At 74.1% G+C, this 20442-nt stretch carries 22 protein-coding genes and 1 pseudogene; 12 read left to right on the top strand and 11 right to left on the bottom strand.

The features are described 5' to 3' along the window. Positions 1-35 precede the first annotated feature (35 nt). Entirely contained in the window at positions 36-1358 is a 1323-nt protein-coding gene (locus tag AB0B20_RS20145; protein ID WP_357472381.1) for an extracellular solute-binding protein, read from the bottom strand. Positions 1359-1480: 122 nt separating this feature from the next. On the opposite strand from AB0B20_RS20145, the gene AB0B20_RS20140 reads away from it, so the two are divergent. Next, positions 1481-2314: a phosphoribosylaminoimidazolesuccinocarboxamide synthase gene (locus AB0B20_RS20140; RefSeq protein ID WP_357383674.1), complete on the top strand. Its 834-nt coding sequence runs from the start codon at positions 1481-1483 to the stop codon at positions 2312-2314. Between the two features lie 3 nt (positions 2315-2317). Here AB0B20_RS20140 and glpK read toward each other — a convergent pair whose 3' ends face one another. After that, positions 2318-3802 (bottom strand): glycerol kinase GlpK, encoded by a 1485-nt coding sequence (glpK, locus tag AB0B20_RS20135; protein WP_357383676.1) that lies wholly within the window; start codon positions 3800-3802, stop codon positions 2318-2320. 64 nt (positions 3803-3866) lie between these two features. On the opposite strand from glpK, the gene AB0B20_RS20130 reads away from it, so the two are divergent. After that, positions 3867-4805: a ribose-phosphate pyrophosphokinase gene (locus AB0B20_RS20130; protein WP_357383678.1), complete on the top strand. Its 939-nt coding sequence runs from the start codon at positions 3867-3869 to the stop codon at positions 4803-4805. A gap of 10 nt (positions 4806-4815) precedes the next feature. Here AB0B20_RS20130 and AB0B20_RS20125 read toward each other — a convergent pair whose 3' ends face one another. Further along, on the bottom strand, positions 4816-5283 hold the full coding sequence (locus tag AB0B20_RS20125; RefSeq protein ID WP_357383680.1) for an ATP-binding protein: 468 nt from the start codon (positions 5281-5283) through the stop codon (positions 4816-4818). Between the two features lie 115 nt (positions 5284-5398). On the opposite strand from AB0B20_RS20125, the gene AB0B20_RS20120 reads away from it, so the two are divergent. Next, entirely contained in the window at positions 5399-6520 is a 1122-nt protein-coding gene (locus AB0B20_RS20120) for a DUF5931 domain-containing protein (protein ID WP_357472377.1), read from the top strand. After that, positions 6517-7164, top strand: coding sequence for a response regulator transcription factor (locus AB0B20_RS20115; RefSeq protein ID WP_357383684.1), 648 nt, complete (start codon positions 6517-6519; stop codon positions 7162-7164). Before AB0B20_RS20120 ends, AB0B20_RS20115 begins: the two co-directional genes overlap by 4 nt. A 4-nt stretch (positions 7165-7168) precedes the next feature. On the opposite strand, the gene AB0B20_RS20110 is transcribed toward AB0B20_RS20115, so the two are convergent. The 3 genes from AB0B20_RS20110 to AB0B20_RS20100 form a co-directional block, all read right to left on the bottom strand. Continuing rightward, positions 7169-7741, bottom strand: a complete 573-nt coding sequence (locus tag AB0B20_RS20110) for a DUF5709 domain-containing protein (protein WP_357472374.1) — start codon at positions 7739-7741, stop codon at positions 7169-7171. 80 nt (positions 7742-7821) lie between these two features. Next, the gene (locus tag AB0B20_RS20105) at positions 7822-8493 is read right to left on the bottom strand and encodes an ATP-binding protein (RefSeq protein ID WP_357472371.1); all 672 of its coding nucleotides are present in this window, start codon (positions 8491-8493) and stop codon (positions 7822-7824) included. A 56-nt stretch (positions 8494-8549) separates the two neighbouring features. Further along, positions 8550-9548: an SDR family oxidoreductase gene (locus tag AB0B20_RS20100; protein ID WP_357383689.1), complete on the bottom strand. Its 999-nt coding sequence runs from the start codon at positions 9546-9548 to the stop codon at positions 8550-8552. 193 nt (positions 9549-9741) lie between these two features. Between AB0B20_RS20100 and AB0B20_RS20095 the strand changes: the two genes are divergently transcribed. Next, positions 9742-11028: a glycosyltransferase gene (locus tag AB0B20_RS20095; protein ID WP_357472368.1), complete on the top strand. Its 1287-nt coding sequence runs from the start codon at positions 9742-9744 to the stop codon at positions 11026-11028. A 20-nt stretch (positions 11029-11048) separates the two neighbouring features. On the opposite strand, the pseudogene AB0B20_RS20090 reads toward AB0B20_RS20095, so the two are convergent. The 4 genes and pseudogenes from AB0B20_RS20090 to aroA all read right to left on the bottom strand — a co-directional run. Beyond that, positions 11049-11876, bottom strand: a pseudogene (locus AB0B20_RS20090) (hypothetical protein); the annotation flags it as partial. Positions 11877-11936: 60 nt separating this feature from the next. Then, positions 11937-12755: a histidinol-phosphatase gene (gene hisN, locus AB0B20_RS20085; protein WP_357472365.1), complete on the bottom strand. Its 819-nt coding sequence runs from the start codon at positions 12753-12755 to the stop codon at positions 11937-11939. Positions 12756-12815: 60 nt separating this feature from the next. Continuing rightward, the gene (gene rsgA / locus AB0B20_RS20080) at positions 12816-13751 is read right to left on the bottom strand and encodes a ribosome small subunit-dependent GTPase A (RefSeq protein WP_357472362.1); all 936 of its coding nucleotides are present in this window, start codon (positions 13749-13751) and stop codon (positions 12816-12818) included. Between the two features lie 162 nt (positions 13752-13913). Then, on the bottom strand, positions 13914-15215 hold the full coding sequence (gene aroA / locus AB0B20_RS20075; protein WP_357472359.1) for a 3-phosphoshikimate 1-carboxyvinyltransferase: 1302 nt from the start codon (positions 15213-15215) through the stop codon (positions 13914-13916). Between the two features lie 102 nt (positions 15216-15317). Here aroA and AB0B20_RS20070 point away from each other — a divergent pair, with 102 nt between their 5' ends. From AB0B20_RS20070 to AB0B20_RS20040, 7 genes are all read left to right on the top strand, one after another. Beyond that, the gene (locus tag AB0B20_RS20070; RefSeq protein WP_357472356.1) at positions 15318-16025 is read left to right on the top strand and encodes an SOS response-associated peptidase; all 708 of its coding nucleotides are present in this window, start codon (positions 15318-15320) and stop codon (positions 16023-16025) included. A gap of 212 nt (positions 16026-16237) precedes the next feature. After that, positions 16238-16630, top strand: coding sequence for a WhiB family transcriptional regulator (locus tag AB0B20_RS20065; protein ID WP_354871564.1), 393 nt, complete (start codon positions 16238-16240; stop codon positions 16628-16630). 100 nt (positions 16631-16730) lie between these two features. Next, positions 16731-17342, top strand: coding sequence for an alpha/beta family hydrolase (locus tag AB0B20_RS20060; RefSeq protein WP_357472353.1), 612 nt, complete (start codon positions 16731-16733; stop codon positions 17340-17342). Between the two features lie 225 nt (positions 17343-17567). Next, positions 17568-18377, top strand: coding sequence for a sigma-70 family RNA polymerase sigma factor (locus tag AB0B20_RS20055; protein WP_357383704.1), 810 nt, complete (start codon positions 17568-17570; stop codon positions 18375-18377). A 2-nt stretch (positions 18378-18379) separates the two neighbouring features. Then, complete coding sequence (gene rsrA / locus AB0B20_RS20050) at positions 18380-18667, top strand: mycothiol system anti-sigma-R factor (RefSeq protein WP_026267729.1); 288 nt, start codon at positions 18380-18382, stop codon at positions 18665-18667. A 391-nt stretch (positions 18668-19058) separates the two neighbouring features. Then, positions 19059-19274 (top strand): biotin/lipoyl-binding carrier protein, encoded by a 216-nt coding sequence (locus AB0B20_RS20045; RefSeq protein WP_357383706.1) that lies wholly within the window; start codon positions 19059-19061, stop codon positions 19272-19274. Beyond that, positions 19271-19783, top strand: coding sequence for a GNAT family N-acetyltransferase (locus tag AB0B20_RS20040; protein ID WP_357472350.1), 513 nt, complete (start codon positions 19271-19273; stop codon positions 19781-19783). The genes AB0B20_RS20045 and AB0B20_RS20040 overlap by 4 nt, the downstream gene beginning before the upstream one ends. A 7-nt stretch (positions 19784-19790) precedes the next feature. Here AB0B20_RS20040 and AB0B20_RS20035 read toward each other — a convergent pair whose 3' ends face one another. Further along, on the bottom strand, positions 19791-20375 hold the full coding sequence (locus AB0B20_RS20035) for a helix-turn-helix domain-containing protein (RefSeq protein ID WP_357383711.1): 585 nt from the start codon (positions 20373-20375) through the stop codon (positions 19791-19793). Positions 20376-20442: the final 67 nt, after the last annotated feature.

The raw sequence follows: 20442 nt of genomic DNA, 5'->3' as shown, positions 1-20442 counted from the left end.
CCCCTGCCCACCCCGCCCACGCCGGGCGGGGTGGGTCACCCGGCGAGAGCGGTGTTGGCCTGGGCCATGAAGCGGGAGGTGGCGGTGCGGGCGCCGACCCGCTTGGCGCGGATGCTCTCGGCCGCCTCGATCAGCAGCGTGCGCACCGCCGCGTGCCCCTTGGGCGGCGGTGCGGGCGACGGCCCGGCCAGATCCGCCAGCTCCGCGCCGAGCGCGGCCATGCGCCTCTCGGCCCGGCCGGTCACCTCCTCGGCGACGAACGAGCGCACCTGCTTGCTGGCGTTCAGGCCGCGTTCCAGGCCGAGGAGACGGCCGGCCGCCACGTTCGTGGTCAGGAAGTCGAGCACGTCCACCACCGCCCCCGGGTGGCGGGTGCCCCGGAAACCGGCCCAGTACATCGACGCGCGCGGCCACTGCGCGGCGGGCGTGCCCGGGAAGGCGACCGCGCCCAGCTCGTCGTCGGTCAGGCCCTGCAGCTCCGGCAACTGGTGCGACCAGGCGAAGGAGGCGGCGGTGTGCCCGGTGACCACGAGCTGGCGGGCCAGCTCGCCGCTGTCGGCCTGCTCGACCAGGGCGGCGCTCGGTGTGGCCCGGTCGAAGCGCGCCACCTCCCAGAACTCGAACCAGGCGAGCAGTTCGGCGGAGCTGAACCCGAGCTGCCGCCCCTGGTACAGCTCGCTGCCCTGGCCGCGCAGCCACAACCAGAACGCCCGGTAGTCGCCGGAGGCGTCCATGGTGCCGGCCACCCGGTTGCCGGAGGCGCGCGTGACCCGGGCGGCCCAGGACGCGTACTCCTTCCAGGACATCCCGGTACGCGGCTCGGGCTGGCTTAGCCGGCGCAGCAGCCGGCGGTTGAACACCAGCGCCGCGCTCGTCTGCGCGGCCGGCACACCGACCGTCCGCTCGTCCACCTGGCCGTAGCGGGCCAGTTGCTCCGGCACCTCGCGCAGGTCGAGGCGCTTGTCGGCGACGTACCGGGTGAGATCGAGCAGGATGTCCCGGCCGGCGTACTCGGCGAGCAGGGTGTCGTCGATCTGGAACAGGTCCGGCGGGTTCCCGCCGGTGGCCTGGGTGGCGATCCGGTCGTAGTAGCCGCCCAGCCCCTGCCAGGTGACCCGGAAGCTGACTCGCGGGTTCTGCTGCGAGTACAGCCGCAGCGCCTGCTCGGTGGCCGCGGCCCGGCGGGCGCCGCCCCACCAGAACACAGACAGCTCGATCGGGCCGTCGTCGGCGGCCACCTCGTCCGGGCCGCACCCGGCGAGCACCGGCAGCCCGGCGGCCAGCGGCAGCCCGGTGAGCGCGCCGAGGAACCGTCGCCGGTCGAGCCCGGGACGGGGTACGGACTGCGGAGCGCGCACGGGGTCTCTCCCGAAGGTGGGGTGAACGGATCATTTCACCGGCCCCCGCCCGGGTGTCAACGCCGGGCGGGACGGCGGTGGGCGCGCCGGGCGGTCCACGCCGGTCATGGTGTACTAGCGCCGTGGAACTTCTGCACTCGGGCAAGGTCCGGGACGTCTACGCCGACGGCGACGACCTGATCCTGGTCGCCACCGACCGCGTCTCCATCTACGACGTGGTGCTGCCGACCCCGATCCCGGACAAGGGCCGCCTGCTCACCGCGCTGTCGCTGTGGTGGTTCGAGCAGCTGTCCGACCTGGTGCCGAACCACGTGATCTCCGCGACGGACGTGCCGGCGGAGTTCGCCGGCCGGGCGATCCGCTGCCGGCGGCTGGAGATGGTGCCGGTCGAGTGCGTGGCCCGGGGCTACCTGACCGGCGGCGGCTTCGCCGAGTACCAGCGCACCGGCTCGGTCTCCGGGGTGCCGCTGCCCCGCGGCCTGGTCGAGGCGTCGATCCTGCCCGAGCCGATCTTCACGCCGTCGACGAAGGCGCCGAAGGGCGAGCACGACGAGCCGATCACCTACGAGCAGGTGGTGGACAAGGTCGGGCCGGAGGTCGCGGAGCGGCTGCGGCAGATCACCATCGACGTCTACCGGCGTGGCGCGGAGATCGCCGCCGAGCGGGGCATCCTGATCGCGGACACGAAGCTGGAGCTGGGCTGGGCGCCGGACGGCACGCTGGTCCTCGGCGACGAGGTGCTCACCTCCGACTCGTCACGGTTCTGGCCGGCCGAGTCGTACCAGCCGGGCCGCGCCCAGTTCTCCTACGACAAGCAGTACGTGCGGGACTGGGCCACGGCGAGCGGCTGGGACAGGCAGCCGCCCGCGCCGGAGGTGCCGGCCGAGGTGATCGAGGCGACCCGGGCCCGCTACGTCGAGGTGTACGAGAAGCTCACCGGCAACCGCTGGGACTGACGCTCAGTCGGCCCAGTCGAGCGTGCGCTGGACCGCCTTGCGCCACTGGCGCAGCTCGCGCTCCCGGTGCGCCGGGTCCATCGTCGACTCCCACTGCGCGTCCGAGCGCCACTTCTCGCGCAGCGTGGCCAGGTCGGGCCAGAACCCCACGGCCAGACCGGCGGCGTACGCGGCACCGAGGCAGGTCGTCTCGGTGATCCGGGACCGGACCACCGGCACGTCCAGCACGTCGGCGAGGAACTGCATGAGCAGTTCGTTGCCGGTCATCCCGCCGTCGACCCGCAGCCGCCGCAACGCCACGTCGGAGTCGGCGTTCATCGCGTCCACCACCTCGCGGGTCTGGAAGGCTGACGCCTCCAGCACCGCGCGGGCCAGGTGCCCCTTGGTGATGTAGCCGGTCAGCCCGGCGACCACGCCCCGGGCGTCGCTGCGCCAGTGCGGCGCGAACAGGCCGGAGAAGGCCGGCACCACGTAGCAGCCGCCGTTGTCGTCGACGGTGCGGGCCAGCTCCTCGACCTCCGGTGCGGTGGAGATCAGGCCGAGGTTGTCGCGCAGCCACTGCACCAGCGAGCCGGTGACCGCGATCGCGCCCTCCAGCGCGTACGCGGCGGGCTGACCCTCGATCCGGTACGCCACAGTGGTGAGCAGGCCGTGCCGGGACGGCACCGGGCTGGCGCCGGTGTTGAGCAGCAGGAAGCTGCCGGTGCCGTAGGTGCACTTGGCCTCGCCGGGCTGGAAGCAGGTCTGCCCGAACAGCGCCGCCTGCTGGTCGCCGAGCGCGCTCGCCACCGGCACTCCGGCCAGCACCCCCTGGGCGGTGCCGTACACCTCGGCGGAGCTGCGGATCTCGGGCAGCACGGCGGCCGGGATCCGCAGCGCGTCGAGCAGTTCCGGGGCCCAGTCGAGCGTCTCCAGGTCCATCAGCATCGTGCGGCTGGCGTTCGTCACGTCGGTGACGTGCCGGCCGGTCAGCTTCCAGATCAGCCAGCTGTCCATGGTGCCGAACAGCACCTCGCCGCGTTCGGCGCGCTCGCGCAGCCCGTCGACGTGGTCGAGCAGCCAGCGCAGCTTCGGGCCGGCGAAGTAGGTGGCCGGGATCAGGCCGGTGCGGGTCCGCAGCCGCTCCTCGTCGTACGTCTCGGTCAGCTCGCGCAGCAGCGGGCCGGTGCGGGTGTCCTGCCAGACGATCGCGTTGGCCACCGGGCGGCCGGTCGCCCGGTCCCACACCACTGTGGTCTCCCGCTGGTTGGTGATGCCGACCGCGGCCAGCGCCCCGGTGCCGATGTCGGCGCTCGCCAGCGCCTCGCGCACCACGTGCTCGACGTTCGTCCAGATCTCCTCGGCGTCGTGCTCGACCCAGCCGGGCCGGGGGAAGATCTGCCGGTGCTCGCGCTGGGCCACGGCGACGATCTCACCGGCCCGGTCGAAGACGATGCAGCGCGAGGACGTGGTGCCCTGGTCGATGGCGGCGACGAACTCTGCGGTCACGGCAGCACCGTACCCGCCGTGACCGCCCACCGTCTCCCTCCGGCGACCCGTACGATCATCAGACGTGCGTGACATTGCCGTGTTCAGCGGGACCGCCCACCCGGACCTCGCCGCCGAGATCTGCGCCCACCTCCACGTTCCACTGCACCCGGTACGGGTGTCCCGGTTCGCGAACGACTGCCTGGAGGTGCAGTTGCAGGCGAACTGCCGGGAGCGCGACGTCTTCCTCATCCAGCCGCTGGTGCCACCGGTGCAGGAGCACCTGGTCGAGCTGCTGCTCATGATCGACGCGGCCCGGGGCGCGTCGGCCGCGCGGATCACAGTGGTGCTGCCGCACTACGCGTACGCCCGGTCGGACAAGAAGGACGCGCCGCGCATCTCCATCGGCGGCCGGCTCGTCGCCGACCTGCTCACCTCCGCGGGCGCGGACCGGGTGCTGGCCATGACGCTGCACTCGCCGCAGGTGCACGGCTTCTTCAGCGTCCCGGTGGACCACCTGCACGCGCTGCGCGAGCTGGCCGCCCACTTCAAGGGGTACGACCTGAGCAACGCGGTGGTGGTCTCGCCGGACCTCGGCAACGCCAAGGAGGCCGCCGCGTTCGCCCGGATGCTCGGCACGCCCGTCGCGGCCGGGGCCAAGCAGCGTTACAGCGACGACCGGGTGCAGATCAGCACGATCATCGGCGACGTGACGGACCGGGACGTGATCGTGCTGGACGACGAGATCGCCAAGGGCAGCACCGTGATCGAGCTGATCTCGCACCTGCACGAGCGGCGGGTCCGTTCGATCCGGCTGGCCTGCACGCACGGCCTGTTCTCCAGCGGGGCGCTGGAGCGGCTGAGCGCACAGGAGGGCGTACTGGAGATCGTCTGCACGAACACGGTGCCGATCCCGGTCGAGAAGCGGGTGCCGAAGCTTGAGGTGCTGTCGGTGGCGCCGGCACTGGCCGAGGCGATGCGGCGGATCCACAACGGGGAGTCGGTGAGCGCCCTGTTCGCCTGACGGGCCGGGGTCAGCCCTCCAACGGGCCGGTGACGGGCTGCCGGGTGGTGAGCGCGGCGGTGATCCGGACGACGGTGCCGGCGTCGCCGCTGTCCACCTCCATCGAGTCGCTCAGCTCCCGGGCCAGCCAGAGACCCCAGCCGCCGGCGGTGTCCGGCGCGGGCCGGTCCCGGTCGCGCAGTCGCCGTTCGCTGATCCCGGGCCCGTGGTCGGCGACCTCGCAGACCAGGTCGTCGCCGCGCTGCCAGAGCCGCAGCCAGCCCTGCCCGCCGCCGTGCCGGACCGCGTTGGTGATCAGTTCGTTGACCGCCAGCACGAAGTCGTCCAGCCGTTGGCCGGACAGGCCCGCGCCGTGCGCGTGTGCGGTGACCGAGTGCCGCAGCCCGGTCACCTGCGCCTGGTCGAAGGCCGTGGCGAGAAGCAGGGAAGGTTCGATGGGCACAACCGTACGCGGTGCGGGGAGTTCTGCGTCTGTCATGACCCCGTCCCGACGATGGTTCTCGACGACTTTCGCGGCATTTCCACCGTACGTCAGGGTTTCTCGGGCCGCACCGGCCGGGGTGCCCTGGACGGGCTGTGACAGGGTGGCGCACATGCCGTCGTCCTCCGGCCTCGAGGGCCCGTTCTGGCGATCGATAGCGGTGTTCCGCTTCGCCGCGCTCGCGTACGTCGGACTTGTCGTGCTGCGCGACGCGGGCCGCTACGCGCACCCGGTCGCCGCGGGCGGTGTCCTGCTGGCGATGCTGGCCTGGAGCGGCGTGACGGCGGCCGGCTACGGCCGTCCGGCCGGGCGGCGCTGGCCGCTGCTGCTGACCGACCTCGGCGTGGTGCTGGCGCTCATCCTGGTCACCCCGTGGGTGATCGGGAGCGCGGCGCTGGTCGCCGGGGTGCCGATGCTGACCGCCGCCTGGCTGGCCGGGCCGGTGCTCGCCTGGGCGGTCGCCTGCGGGCGGCGTGGCGGCGCGGTGGCCGCGATCGTGCTCGGTGGCGCCGACCTCGCCACCCGGGACCGGATCAGCCCGTCCGCGCTGACCGGTGCGATCCTGATGCTGCTGGCCGGTGTGGTGGTCGGGCACGTGGCGCGGCTGGCGGTGGAGGCGGAGGAGCGGTTGCAGCGGGCGGTGGAGCTGGAGGCGGCCACCCGGGAACGGGAACGGCTGGCCCGCGACATCCACGACTCGGTGCTCCAGGTGCTGGCGCTGGTCCGTCGACGCGGCGCGGAGCTGGACGGCGAGGCGGCCGAGCTGGCGCGGCTGGCCGGCGAACAGGAGGAGGCGCTGCGGGCGCTGATCGGCCGGGCGGGGGCGGCGCCGGACCCGGCCGGGGCCGAGCAGGACCTGCGTGACCTGATCGACAGGTACGCCTCGGCCACGGTCGGGGTGGCCGCGCCCGCCACACCCGTGCCGCTGCCGGCGCGTACCGCCGGTGAGCTGGCCGCGGCGGTCGGCGCGGCGCTCGACAACGTGGCCCGGTACGCCGGCGGGCGGGCCTGGGTGCTGATCGAGGACGAGGAGGAGACGGTGACCGTCTCGGTACGCGACGAGGGACCGGGCATCCCGGAGGGGCGGCTGGCGGAGGCCGCCGCGCAGGGGCGACTCGGGGTGGCGCAGTCCATCCGGGGCCGGGTGGCGGACCTGGGCGGGGAGGTGCGGATCGCCTCCGCGCCCGGCGCCGGCACCGAGATCGAGCTGGTCGTGCCGAGGAGTCGCGGATGAGCGTCCGGGTGATGGTGGTCGACGACCACCCGATGTGGCGTGAGGGCGTGGCCCGCGACCTCACCGAGGCGGGCCATCAGGTGGTGGCGACAAGCGGTGAGGGGCGGCAGGCGGTACGGGTGGCCGCGGCGGCCCGCCCCGACCTGGTCGTGCTCGACCTCCAGTTGCCGGACATCTCCGGCGTCGAGGTGATCCGGGGCCTGCGCGCCGCGCTGCCCGACGTGCGGGTGCTCATGCTCTCGGCCAGCGGGGAGCCGCAGGGCGTGCTCGACGCGGTGAAGGCCGGCGCCACCGGCTACCTGGTCAAGTCGGCCGCCCCGGCGGAGTTCCTGGACGCGGTGCGCCGCACGGCTGCCGGTGAGCCGGTGTTCACGCCCGGCCTGGCCGGGCTGGTGCTGGGGGAGTACCGGCGGCTGGCCGCCGCGCCGCCCGACCCGGACGACGACGCACCCCGGCTCACCGAACGGGAGACCGAGGTGCTGCGCCTGGTGGCCAAGGGGCTGTCCTACAAGCAGATCGCCGACCGGCTGGGCCTGTCCCACCGGACCGTGCAGAACCACGTGCAGAACACGCTGGGCAAGCTCCAGTTGCACAACCGGGTCGAGCTGACCCGGTACGCCATCGAGCGGGGCCTGGACGGCTGAGCGGTCAGCGCACCTCCGGCGGCCGGGTCTCGTGCACCGCCAGCTCCTCCGCGCTGGCCCCGCCGCCGGCCGCCCCGGCGTCGTAGGCGACGTTGTCGGTCTCCTGGTCGGTGTGCGCGCCCTCGTCCGGCTCGACCAGCCGGCCCACCTGGTGGTCGGCGACGGTGCCGAGCTGCCCGTGGTCGTACACGGAGACCGGGGAGTTCGGGTCCGAGACCGGGCCCGGGTCGATCACGTCGGCGTCGAGCTGGGCCTGCGCGGCGGCCTCCTCGCTGTCCGCCTCGGCGGCGATGTCCGGGTCGACCGGGCCGGCGAGCGGATCGTCCGCGGGGCGCTCGTACCGCTCGCGCTGGAGCTTGTAGTCCAGCGACTCGCCGTCGAGCTGCTCCTCCGCCGTGGTGCCGAACTGGTCCACGGCGACCGGCGTGCGGTCACCGGGGAGCTGGGCCGGCTCGGGGCCGTCCGCCTCGCGCCCGGTCAGCACGTCGTCGTTCGCGGTGGAGTCGTCGTCGGCGGTGTCGGGCAGGCCCGCCGCCTCGGGATCGGACACGGGGGTGGGGTACTCGTCGTCGCGCATGCTCGGCATCTACCCACTGCGCTCCCCGCACTAACCGCGACCGGCCGGGTGGATCGGGAGTAACGGGGCGAAAAGGTGCCTCAGTTGCGGAACGTCGCCTCGTCCTCGGCGTACAGCACGCACCACACCACCTTGCCGTCGGGCAGCGCGGTGCTGCCCCAGCGCCGGGCCACCGTGTCGATCAGCAGCAGCCCCCGCCCACCCACCGAGTCCGCCGGCGCCGGCCCCCGGTACGCGGGCCGCCCGGTCGAGTGGTCCCGGACGGCCAGGTGCAGCGCGCCGCCGCGCGGGGCCAGCCGCAGCGTCATCGGCGTGACGGCGTGCGCCACCACGTTGTTGACCATCTCGGTGACCGCGATGCAGGCCGGCTCCGCCAGCTCCGGCAGCCCCCACCTGGCGCACCCGGCGGTCACCAGCACCCGCGCCTCGCGGGCGGCCTCGACCACCGGGGGCAGGTCGGCGTCGAGCGGCTCGGGCGGCGCATCCGGCGGCGGCGCGGCCGGATCGAGCAGCAGCTCGGCGGCGGGCCAGTCGGCGACCGCCCGGCAGACCTCGTCCAGCGCGTCGCGTGCGCCCGGATCGGGAATCCGCACTCCGGACAGGTCCACCAGCAGCACCCCGGGTCGCCGCCACAGCCGGGCGAGCAACGCGTCCCGCACGGTCTCCACCTCGGACCGGTCGAGCACTCCGGTCAGCCGGACCGTCGGGGAGGAGTCGTCGGTCTCCACCAGGCAACGCGCATCCGTCGGCATGATCGCCCCATTGTGCACGTCGGCCCGCGCCCGCGCACCGGTCCGGTCGACGGGACTCACGGCCGACCGGACCGCGACCGGCGGCTGAGCGCCGCCACCGTGCCGACGGCGGTGCCGGCGGCCAGCCCGACGGCCGCTGTCAACCGCAGCACCTGACCGCGTCGGCCGGACCACCCGTCGGTCCGCTCCGCGTCCGAGTCCGGCGTGAACACGGCGCCGGTGGAGCCGGCGCGGAGGCCGGGGCCGAACTGGGTGCGCGCGGTGTACCAGCCCAGCACCCGCTCGGCCACCGCCGGGGCGAGCCGCCACTGGAGCCCGATCAGCCGGGCCGCGCCGCCCGCGTACGCCTCCCGCCGGGGCCGGCGCAGCAGCTTGACGATCGTCTCGGCGACCATGTCCGGCGGGTACACCGGCGGCGGCGCGGTCAGCTCCCGGCCGGAGTGGTTGGCCGCGTGCCGGAAGAACGGCGTGTCGATGGTGGCGGGCAGCACCGTGCAGACCGAGATGTTCCCCCGGCCGGTCACCCGCAACTCCTGCCGTACGGTGTCGGCCAGCCCGCGGATCGCGTGCTTCGTCGCGTTGTACGCCGACTGGTACGGCATCGCCACCTCGGCCAGCACCGAGGCGTTGTTGACGAGCACCCCGCCGCCGGCCGCCTCCAGCCAGGGCAGCGCGGCCCGCGTCCCGTACACGGCGCCGAGCAGGTTCACGTCCACCACCCGGCGGAACTCGGCCACCGGGATCTCGTCGAACAGCCCCACGGTTCCCACGGCGGCGTTGTTGATCCAGGCGTCGATCCGGCCGAACTCGGCCACGGCCCGCTCGGCCAGCCGCTGGACCGCCTCCGGGTCGGTCACGTCGGTGGGCACCACCAGGGCCCGCCCGCCCAGTTCCCGGCAGAGCAGGGCGACCCGGCGCAGCGCGGACTCGGTCCGGGCGGCCAGCACCACGTCGGCGCCCCGGCGGGCCAGCGCGTACGCGGTGGACGCGCCGATCCCGCTGGAGGCACCGGTGACGACGACAGTGGCGTCGGAGAGACTGCGGGTGAGCGGCATTCCTCGTCGGTACCCCCGGCCCGGGCCGTCATGCCGACCGATTTCGCCCGGGATCGGGTTCGGTCGGCTGTCCCGTCGGCGGGACGCGGTGGCCGGGTGACCCCCCGATCTGTCAGGTTTGGGCGCACCGGACCTGGGTTAATGGGACGCTCTGACCGGAGACCCCGCTCGCGAGAACGCATGGAGGTGCACCATGCGCGTCGGCCTTGTATGCGCGCACGCCGGCTCGTCCACCGACGGTCCCGCCGTCGGGACGCAGGAGCACATTGCGCGCGTGGCGGCGGAACTCGCCGCCCGGGGCCATGACGTCCGCGTCTACGAGCGCCGTGCCGCGTCCGCCCAGCCCGCCCTGACCGAACTCGACGGCTACCGGGTGGAACGTGTCCCGGTCGGCCCGCCCGACACGCTCTCCACCGCCGAACTGGTCCCCTTCGTCGCCGAGTACGGCCGCTGGCTGGCCGGGCAGTGGGCCGGTGACTGGACCCCCGACGTGGTGCACGGGCACTACTGGATCGGCGGGCTGGCCGCCGCCCACGCGGTACGCGCCACCGACATCCCGGTGGTGCAGACCTTCCACTCGCTCGGCGTGGAGCAGTTGCGCCACCTCGGCCGTGACTACACCGGGCCGGGGGAGCGCATCCCACTGGAGCGGGCGCTGACCCGGGCCGTGGACGTGGCGGTGGCCCAGTGCAACGACGAGGTCGACGAGCTGACCCGGATGGGCCTGCAACGCACGTCGGTGGCGATGGTGCCGACCGGCGTGGACACCGGCCGCTTCCACCCGGACGGCGAGGCGGCGCCCCGCGACCGGCGGCCCCGGATCCTCTCCGTCGCCGGGCTCGCGCCCGGGCACGGCCAGGACGACCTGATCCGGGCGATGCGGCTGGTCGGTGACGCCGAACTGGTGATCGCCGGTGGCCCGCCGCCCGAGCGGCTGGACGGGCACGCCGAAGCGCGCCGCCTGCGCGAGCTGGCCGAACGCGCGGGCGTGGCGGAGCAGGTGAAGCTGGTCGGCGCGGTGCCGCACGACCAGATGGCCACCTGGTACCGCTCCGCCGACGTGGTGGCCTGCACGCCGCACTACGCGTCGGCCGGGCGGGTGTCGCTGGAGGCGATGGCCTGCGGCGTGCCGGTGGTCGGCTACGCCATGGGCGGCATCGCCGACGCGGTGGTGGACGAGGTGACCGGCAAACTGGTGCCGCCGGGTGACGTCCGCACGCTCGGGGTGACGCTGCGCCGGCTGCTGTCGGACAACGCCGGGCGGTTCGCGTACGGGCACGCCGCCGTGGACCGGGTCCGGTGCAGCTACACCTGGGAACGGACCGCCGCCGCGCTGGAGCGCCTCTACGAGCGGGTGATCGGGCGTCGCCGTCCGGCCACCCCGATCGAGCCGACGCCGGTCGAGGTGACCGCGCCGGTCGAGGTGGCCGCGCCGGTCGAGGTGGCTGTCTCGGAACGGGGACCGGTCGAGGCGGCCTGAACCGGCACCATCCCGGCGCCCACGATCGCCTTCTGGCGGGCGCTGGCGTGGTGGTGCTGCGGTTCGGCGTACCGGGTCAGGCCGACCACCGCCGCGAGCGTCACCAGGAAGCCGAGCCCGGCCAGCCACTCCCGGCCGGGCCAGATCTTGTCGTTGAGCAGCAGCAGCCCGACGACCGCCGCGGGCACCGCGCCGGCCGCGTCCATCGCGGCGACCGCCGCCGTGGTCGACCCGCGTTGCATGGCCAGCCCGAGCAGGAGCTGACCGATCACCGAGTGGACGACGAGCAGGTAGAGCAGCGGGTCGCGGAAGAACGCCTCCGCCGATCCGGCCGAGGCGAGCGGGCGGGCCGCCACCGCCGCGGCGGAGAACGCCATCCCGGCGAGCGAGCCGAGCACCACGGACCCGAGCGCGCCGTGCAGCCGGGCGGCGAAGAAGCCCGAGCCGGCGATCGCCACCACGGCCACCGCCAGGCCGACCAGCCCGGCGGTGCCGAGCTGCCGTGACGGCGCCGGCTGGGCCGACAGCACGAGCGCGGTGATGCCGGCGAACAACAGCACCAGCAGGACCACCTCGGCGGCCGGCAGCCGCCACTTGAGCACCAGCACGCCGAGTACGGCGGTCACCCCGAGCCCGGCCGCCACGCTGGCCTGGACCAGGAACAACGGCAGGTCCCGGCGGGCCAGGAAGGCCAGCACGAAGCCGACCACCTGGCAGGCCAGGCCGATCAGGTACGTCCGGTGCCCGGCGAGGCGCAGCAGCAGCCCCGGGTCGAACGTGTGGTGCACAGTGGTCCGCGCGGCGGCGACCGACTGAAGGAGGTTGGCGAAGCCGTACGCGATGATCATCGCCGCCAGGAAGCACCAACCAGAGGAAACCACCTGGCGAGGATAGAGGCTCCCCCCGGGTCAGCGCTCGGCTGGACGGCCGAGCCGGGCCAGGATGTCGTCGTGCAACGCGCCGTTGCTGGCCACGGCGCTGATGTCGGCCGAGTCGGTGCCGGCCGGCGCGGGCCGCCCGGCCAGGTCGGTGATCCTTCCGCCGGCCTCGGTGACGATCGGCACCAGCGCGGCGATGTCCCAGAGCGACAGTTCCGGCTCCACCATCACGTCCAGTGCGCCCTCGGCCAGCAGCATGTAACCGTAGAAGTCGCCGTACGCGCGGCTGCGCCAGGTGTCGCGCATGAGTTGGAGCACCGCGTCCAGCCGGCCGGCCTGTTCCCAACCGGTCAGCGACGAGTAGCAGAAGCTCGCGTCGTCGAGCGCGGTGACGCCGGAGACCCGGATCGGCGTGCCGTCGGCCGGGCCGGTGCCCGCGAACGCGCCCGCGCCGAGCGCGCCCCACCAGCGGCGGCCCAGCGCCGGGGCGGAGACCAGGCCGAGCACCGGCCGGTCGTGTTCCAGCAGCGCGATGAGCGTGGCCCAGACCGGTACGCCCCGGACGAAGTTCTTCGTGCCGTCGATCGGGTCGACCACCCAGCGCCGCCCGTCCGGTCCGGCCGGCGGCTGCTCGCCGTACTCCTCGCCGAGCAGGCCGTCGGCGGGACGGTGGGCGGCCAGCAGCGCGCGGATCTCCCGCTCGACGGCGGTGTCCGCGTCGGAGACCGGGGTCAGGTCCGGCTTGGACTCCACGCGCAGGTCGAGTGCGCGGAACCGGGCCGAGGAGACGGCATCCGCCGCGTCGGCGAGCAGGTGGGCGAGGGCGAGATCGTCGGCGTACCCGGTCATGTCCGACACGCTAGTGGCGGCGGCCCGGCCCGCGACGGCGGGTCGCCGCCGGTCCGCCGATCAGGACCCGGCGAGCGGGTCGCCGGGGTTGCGCTCCGGTTCGCGCGGGTCGCCCTCGCCGCTGCGCGAGGCCAGCAACCGGCGGTACGAGGCGAGCCGGCGCGCGTCCGCCTTGCCGGCGGCCACCCAGGCGTCGAGCGCGCAGTCCGCCTCGTCGGCGGTGTGCGGGCAGTTGGCCGGGCAGTCCACTGTCGCCTCGACCAGGTCGGGGAAGCCGTGCAGCAGGCTCTCGGCGGACACGTGGGCCAGCCCGAAGCTGCGTACCCCAGGGGTGTCGACGATCCAGCCGGTGTCGCCGTCGGCGCCGCGCTCGGCGGGCAGGCGCAGCGCCACCGCGCTGGTCGACGTGTGGCGGCCCCGGCCGATCGCGCTGACCGTGCCGACCGCCCGTTCGGCGTCCGGGACGAGGCGGTTGACGAGCGTCGACTTGCCCACCCCGGAGTGCCCGACCATGACCGAGACCCGGCCGGTGAGCAGCGCCCGCAGCGCGGCCAGGTCGGAGTCCGGGCGGATCAGCACGTACGGCAGCTCCAGCTCGGTGTAGTAGCCGAGCACCGCCTCCGGGCCGCCCAGGTCGGCCTTGGTGAGGCAGAGCAGCGGCTCGATGTCGGCGTCGTACGCGGCCACCAGGCAGCGGTCGATGAACCCGGTGCGCGGCGGCGGGTCGGCGAGCGCGCTGACGATCACCAGCTGGTCGGCGTTCGCCACCACCACCCGTTCCAGCCGCCCCTCGGCGGTGGTCTCGTCGTCGTCGGCGGTACGCCGCAGCACCGAGGTCCGTTCGGCGATGCGCACGATGCGGGCCAGCGCGCCGGGTGCCCCGGAGGTGTCCCCGACCAGCCCGACCCGGTCGCCCACCACCACCGACTTGCGGCCCAGCTCGCGGGCGCGCATGGCGGTCACGAGCGGCGCGTCCGGCCCGGCACCGGACAGCACGCACGTGTAGCGGCCCCGGTCGACGGCGATGACGAAGCCCTCGACGGCGTCGGCGTGCCGGGGCCGGGTGCGCGTACGCGGGCGCGACGACCGGCCCGGTCGGACCCGTACGTCGTCCTCGTCGTACTCGCGCCGCTTCGTCGCCAGGACGTCCCCCCGCTGTCAGTTCTTGCCGGTCACCATCCCCGACCATAGTGCCGGGAACTCCGGCATGGTCTTCGAGGTGCACGCCACGTCGTCGACCTCGATGCCGGGGACGGCGAGCCCGGCCACCGCCGCCGCGTGCGCCATCCGGTGGTCGGCGTACGTCTGGAACGTCCCGCCGCGCAGCGGCCGGGGCCGGATCTCCAGCCCGTCGTGGGTCTCGGTGATGTCCGCGCCGAGCGCGGTGAACTCCTTCGCCAGCGCGGTCACCCGGTCGGACTCGTGGCCGCGGATGTGGCCGATGCCGGTGAGCCGGGACGGGCCGTCGGCCAGCAGCGTGAGCGCGGTCAGCACCGGGGTCAGCTCGCCGACGTCGGAGAGGTCGGCGTCGAGCCCGCGTACCGTGCCGGTGCCCCGCACGGTCAGGCCGTCGGTGCCGAGCGTCACCTCGCCGCCCATCCGGTGCAGCAGCTCCCGCAGCCGCTCGACCGGCTGGAGGCTGCTGCGCGGCCAGCCCTGCAGCGTCACCTCGCCGCCGGTGACCAGCGCGGCGGCGAAGAACGGCGCGGCGCCGGACAGGTCGGGCTCGATCTCCCAGCCACGCCCGGACAGCGTGCCCGGCTCGACCGTCCAGACGTCCGGCGTGGTGTCGTCCACCGCGGCGCCGGCGGCGCGCAGCATCTGCACCGTCATCCGCACGTGCGGCGCGGACGGGACCGGGGGACCCTCGTGCCGGACCACCACGCCCCTGTCGAACCGGGGCGCGGCCAGCAGCAGCCCGGAGACGAGCTGGCTGGACGCGGAGGCGTCGATGACCACCTCGCCGCCGGCCACCCGGCCGGCGCCGAGCACGGCGAGCGGCAGGCTGCCCGTCGGCGGTGCGTCGATGCGGACGCCGAGCGCCCGCAGCGCGCCGATCAGCGGCCCGAGCGGGCGGGTTCGGGCGTGCGGGTCGCCGTCGAACGTGACCCGGCCGGCGGCCAGCCCGGCCACCGGGGGCAGGAAGCGCATCACCGTGCCGGCCAGGCCGACCTCGACGTGTGCCGGTCCGGCCAGCGGGTTGGGGCGGACCAGCCAGCGGTCGTCGTCCGAGATCGACACGTGGGCGCCGAGCGCGCGCAGCCCGCCGGCCATCAGCTCGGTGTCCCGGGCGCGCAGTGGCAGGGCGAGTGTCGACGGCCCGCCGGCGAGCGCGGCGAGCACCAGGGCCCGGGCGGTCATGGACTTGGAGCCGGGCAGGCGCAGCGTCGCGGCGACCGGGTCGCTCGCGGTCGGCGCGGTCCACTGCTGCGGCGGACGCGTCGCGGTCGGATTGCTCACCGTTACATTCTGCCAAGCTCCCGGCCCGGTGGCACCGTTCGTCGCCCCCGCTCCCGTTGGGCGGGACAGCCGGGACGTCCGAATGCGGCTAGCGTGGGCGCCATGTGCGGGAGGTACGCCACGACCCGGAGCGCCGCCGATCTGAGCGCGATCTTCGAGTCTGCCGACGAGACCGGCGGGGTGACGCCGGACTTCAACGTGGCGCCGACCGATCCGGTGCCGCTGGTCCGGCTCGCCCCGGAGGGGCACCGCCTGCTCTCCCTCGGCCGCTGGGGCCTGCTCCCGCAGTGGTCGCGCAGCGCCGCCGGGGCCGCCCGCATGATCAACGCACGGGCCGAGACGGTCGCCACCAGCCGGGCGTACGCGCCGTCCTTCGCCCGCCGCCGCTGCCTGGTCCCCGCCGACGGGTGGTACGAGTGGGTGCGCCTCGCCGACGGCGGACGCCAGCCCTACTTCATGACCCCGCGGGACGGCTCGGTCCTGGCCCTCGCCGGCATCTGGTCGGTGTGGGAGCCGGCCGGGGCGGCCCGGCTCACGTTCAGCGTGCTCACCACCGCCGCGGTCGGCGAGCTGGCCGAGGTGCACGACCGGATGCCGCTGCTGCTGCCGCCGGAGCGCTGGGCGGCCTGGCTGGGCCCGGCCGAGGAGCCGGCTGAGCTGCTCGCGCCGCCGCATGCCGGCCTGCTCGCCGGCCTGGAGATCAGGCCCGTGTCCCGGGCCGTGGGCGACGTCCGCAACGACGGCCCGGAACTGATCGTGCCGGTGGTTCCGGCGGGCACCGGGACGGCCGCCGGAGCGACCCTGTTCTGATCACGCTCTGCCACATTCACGCGGCCCTTTCTGTCGGGGTTGGGTGGGAAAGTCGCCCAGACGTTCAGTCACTTTCATCGAAGACCCTTGTCCTTACGCATGCGAATGCGATAGAACACAGCGCCGGTGATGGGCGTCTGTTCGCACGGGGCGGATGACATCCATCGATCTTTTAGAGATCTTCGCCGGTTCCCACGGGGGAGGTGGGTGTATTGACACGGGCACGCATGCCCCGTCCGCACGAGGTAGCCGCCGCGCGGCGCGATCCGCGACTGCTGCGGGCGCTTGACGAACGACGCCAGGACGACGCCTGGCGCACCAGGGGCACCTGTCAGAACGTCGATCCGGAGACGTTCTTCCCGGCGCCGAACGAGCCGGCCGACGCCGCCGTGGCGCTCTGCCGCACCTGCGACGTCCAGGGCTCCTGCCTGGCCTGGGCGCTGGAGGTGGGCGACTGCCACGGCGTCTGGGGCGGCACCACGCCGCGTGAGCGGCGGGCCATGCTGGTGGCCTGGCGCAGCGAGGTGCAGCCGGATCCGGACGCGCTCGACGACGCCGGCCCGCCGGTGCGCGACCGTCTGCTCACGCTGGTTCCGCTGAGCTGATCCCGACGTCGCCCGTGGCCCGCCGCAGTGGGCCACGGGCGACGTCGGCGTTTCCGCGCCCGGCCGCCGGTGGGCCGCCCGGCCCGCGCAGAATGAGCCGGTGCGGCACGACGACGAGATCGACACCCCGAGAGGCCCCGCCCGGCTGCGGTTCGATCCGCCTACCGGCGGCGCGACGGTGCTGGTGCTCGGGCACGGCGCCGGCGGTGACGTGGACGCGCCGGACCTCACCGCGGTACGCGACGCGGCGCTCGCCGCCGGGGCGGGGGTGGCCCTGGTGACCCAGCCGTACCGGGTGGCCGGACGCCGCGCGCCCGCCCCCGCCGGGCACCTCGACGAGGCGTGGACGGCGGTCCTGGCCGAGCTGCGCCGTCGCGCCCCACTGGTGCGCCACTGGGTGGTCGGGGGCCGGTCCAGTGGTGCCCGGGTGGCCTGCCGTACCGCCGCCGCCGTCGGGGCGGCCGGAGTCGTGGCGCTGGCCTTCCCGCTGCACCCGCCGGGGCGACCGGAGCGTTCCCGGGCCGGGGAACTGCGCACCGGGCTGCCCACGCTCGTCGTGAACGGCGACCGGGACCCGTTCGGCGTACCCGAGCCGGGCCCCGGCATCGAGGTGGTGGTCCGGCCGGGAGAGCGCCACGACCTGCGCGGAGATCCGTCCGGCACGGCCGCCGTGGTGCGGGACTGGCTGCGCGTACACGGGTGGTCGTCCTGACCGGCGGCGCGTGCCGTGACCGTCCGACGCGGCGGGTCGTTGCACCGGTTGGTGCCGGCCGCCCGGTTCGGGCGCGCCGGGGCCACCCTCCCAGGCCCTTCCTGGTCCCAGCCTCGGTCGCGGCCGAGGCCGGGACCAGGATCGGGTGGGGTGGAGGAATGCCGCACCCCGCACCTCGCGTTACCTCCCTTGGACGACGACAGAGCCAGGCGAGGGGGGTGACCGGTGCCGATCGAGACACGGAGCCGGGAACGGGACGAACGGGACGAGCGCCAGCTCCGGCGGCTGCTCGACGCGCCGGAGTGGCCCGCGGCGGCGTCGGTCGTGAGCACCGGCACACACTCCGGAAGTGAATCTGCCGGTAAGTGGGTACGCGTATCCTCGGCGGGAAAGCATCCGACGCGAGGGGATGTGCGGTTGACCACCGAGAAGACGGACGAGCGCAGGGCCCGCTTCGAGCGGGACGCGATGCCCTTCGTCGATCAGCTCTACGCTGCCGGGCTGCGGATGACCCGCAATCCGGCGGACGCGGAGGACCTGGTTCAGGAGACGTACCTGAAGGCGTACGCCGCCTTCCACCAGTTCGAGCAGGGCACGAACCTGAAGGCCTGGCTCTACCGGATCCTGACCAACACCTACATCAACACCTACCGCAAGCGGCAGCGCCAGCCCATCCAGGCGCCGACCGAGGAGATCACCGACTGGCAGCTCGCCGAGGCCGAGTCGCACACGTCCAGCGGCCTGCGTTCGGCCGAGACGGAGGCGCTCGACCGGCTGCCGGACAGCGACGTCAAGGAGGCCCTCCAGCAGCTGCCGGAGGAGTTCCGCATGGCCGTCTACCTGACCGACGTCGAGGGCTTCTCGTACAAGGAGGTCGCCGACATCATGGGTACGCCGATCGGCACCGTGATGTCCCGTCTGCACCGTGGCCGACGTAATCTGCGGAAGCTGCTGGAGCAGTACGCGGCGGAGCGGGGTTTCAGCGCCGCCTCGTCGAAGAAGGGTTCGACCGCCGCCGCCGGCCGGGAGGTGTGACCGTGAGCTGTGGACAACCGCACGAGACGGACTGCCGCGAGGTCCTCGCCGAGGTCTACCTCTACCTCGACCTGGAGTGCGCCGAGGAGCGCCGGGTGCTGATCCGGCACCACCTGGACGAGTGCGGGCCGTGCCTGCGCGAGTACGGCATCGAGCAGGAGGTCAAGGCGCTCGTGGCCCGGTGCTGCGGCAACGAGGCGGCGCCGGAGAAGCTGCGGGAGCGGCTGCGCCTGCGGCTGACCGAGCTGGTGGTCTTCGAGACCACCGAGTCCCGCGAACTGGCCGACTGACAAGCCACGAACGGCCCGGGTCCGTGATCGGACCCGGGCCGTTCCGCGTTTCCGGCTTCTGCCGCGCTGATCCGATGATCAGGAGTTGGGCCGCTTGCCGTGGTTGGCGCTGCTCTTCTTACGGGCCTTCTTCTTCCGGGCCTTCTTCGCCATGCTCTGCCTCCTTGTGCTGGTCACGGTTCCGTCCGCGGCTGGGCGCGGCGGAGGTCGCGGTGTGTGGCCCCCGGGCTCGCCGGTGGCCGACCCGCACGATGCTAGTGCGGTGGCCGCCCGCCGGGACGCGGTGGGGCGGATCGCGCGCCCGGTGGTGCGCGGCCCGGCGTGACCGGCGTCATGATTGGATACCGTTCGCAGGATTGTCGGGGAGCTGTCGGAGAGGGAGGGCCACAAAATGGCCGAGGAGATCCGCGCCGAGATGGTGGCCAACGTCTGGAAGGTCGTCGTGTCGGCCGGCGACACGGTGTCCGAGGGCGACACCCTCGTCATCCTGGAGTCGATGAAGATGGAGATCCCGGTCGTCGCCGAGTCCGACGGCGTGGTGCGGAGGCTCGCGGTCAACGAGGGTGACGTGGTGCAGGACGGCGACCTGATCGCGGAGATCGGTTGACCGGCCTGCGGGTGCGCCGCGCCGACCCGGCGGACCTGCCGGCAGTGGCCCGGCTGACGGTGGCCGCGTACGAGGCGGACGGCCAGCTCAAGGACGAGAGCGGGTACGCGCCGGTGCTCGCCGACGTGGCCACCCGCGCCGAGAGTGGCGAGGTTCTGGTGGCCGTCGACGACGCCACCGGCCACGTACTCGGCGCGGTGACGTTCGTGCTGCCCGGCAGCCCGTACGCCGACCTCGCCGAACCGGGCGAGGCCGAGTTCCGGATGCTCGCGGTGGATCCGGTCGCACAGGGCCGGGGCGCGGGCGCGGCGCTCGCGTCCGCGTGCGTGGCGCGCGCGACGGAGTTGGGCTGCACGGCGTTGGTGATCTGCGTACGCGCCGGGATGGCGGCGAGCGCGCACCGCCTCTACGAGCGGCTGGGTTTCGTCAGGTACCCGGAGAAGGACTGGATGCCGATGCCCGGCATCGAGCTGCGCGGCCTGCGGCTGGACCTGACCGCGGCCCGCTGAGCGCGGCTCAGGCGTCGCCTTCCGCGCCGGTCTCGCCGATCTTGGCGAGCAGCTCGTCGGCGACCTGGAGCGCGATCCGCTTGCGCTCATCGTCGGTGATGCCGGGCGCGCGTACCGCGAACCAACTGCTGTGCACCGCGAACAGCGTGAGCGCGGCGCGGAGCTGGGCGGCGGGGGAGTCGTCGCCCCGGCACAGCTCGTGCGCCAGGCGCATTATCCGGTCCCGCATCTGCTGGCCCGCGACAAGGCTCTTGAGCACCGTCTGGTTCTGCTCGAAGAAGCGCATCACCTGGGGCAGGTCGCCGGCGAACATGCTGTCGGCGTACCTGCCGATCAGGGCGCGCCGGGTGGCCAGCGTGGGTGGTTGGTCGGCGGCCCAGGCGATCAGCTCGTCCATCCGGCGCAGCCGGTCGTCGACCAGGCTGGTGACGATCTCGTCCTTGCTCTTGAAGTGGTAGTAGAGCGCCGCCTTCGTCACGCCGAGCCGCTCGGCGATCTCCCGCAGGGACGTCTTCTCGTAGCCCTGCTCGGTGAAGAGTTCCAAGGCGACGGCCTGGATCCGCTGCCGTGTGCCCCCTGTGGTCTCCCTCACCAGCCGACATCCTTCCAATCCGCTTGACGTGCGCCCGCCATCAGCTTACCGTCCGGCTAGTAAGTCA

The sequence above is a fragment of the Micromonospora sp. NPDC049151 genome (genome assembly GCF_040648395.1).
In the GTDB taxonomy this organism is placed as follows: domain Bacteria; phylum Actinomycetota; class Actinomycetes; order Mycobacteriales; family Micromonosporaceae; genus Micromonospora.
Note: the sequence above shows the minus strand (reverse complement) of the source record. Positions and strands in the feature narration are given on the sequence as shown.

Excerpts from the sequence above, each read along its gene's own strand:
- AB0B20_RS20045 (WP_357383706.1), top strand. The coding sequence starts at position 19,059 with ATGGCCGAGGAGATCCGCGCCGAGATGGTGGCCAACGTCTGGAAGGTC.
- AB0B20_RS20100 (WP_357383689.1), bottom strand. The coding sequence starts at position 9,548 with ATGCCGCTCACCCGCAGTCTCTCCGACGCCACTGTCGTCGTCACCGGT.
- hisN (WP_357472365.1), bottom strand. The coding sequence starts at position 12,755 with ATGACCGGGTACGCCGACGATCTCGCCCTCGCCCACCTGCTCGCCGAC.
- AB0B20_RS20105 (WP_357472371.1), bottom strand. The coding sequence starts at position 8,493 with ATGCCGACGGATGCGCGTTGCCTGGTGGAGACCGACGACTCCTCCCCG.
- AB0B20_RS20120 (WP_357472377.1), top strand. The coding sequence starts at position 5,399 with ATGCCGTCGTCCTCCGGCCTCGAGGGCCCGTTCTGGCGATCGATAGCG.
- AB0B20_RS20070 (WP_357472356.1), top strand. The coding sequence starts at position 15,318 with ATGTGCGGGAGGTACGCCACGACCCGGAGCGCCGCCGATCTGAGCGCG.
- AB0B20_RS20115 (WP_357383684.1), top strand. The coding sequence starts at position 6,517 with ATGAGCGTCCGGGTGATGGTGGTCGACGACCACCCGATGTGGCGTGAG.
- AB0B20_RS20125 (WP_357383680.1), bottom strand. The coding sequence starts at position 5,283 with ATGACAGACGCAGAACTCCCCGCACCGCGTACGGTTGTGCCCATCGAA.
- AB0B20_RS20095 (WP_357472368.1), top strand. The coding sequence starts at position 9,742 with ATGCGCGTCGGCCTTGTATGCGCGCACGCCGGCTCGTCCACCGACGGT.
- AB0B20_RS20110 (WP_357472374.1), bottom strand. The coding sequence starts at position 7,741 with ATGCGCGACGACGAGTACCCCACCCCCGTGTCCGATCCCGAGGCGGCG.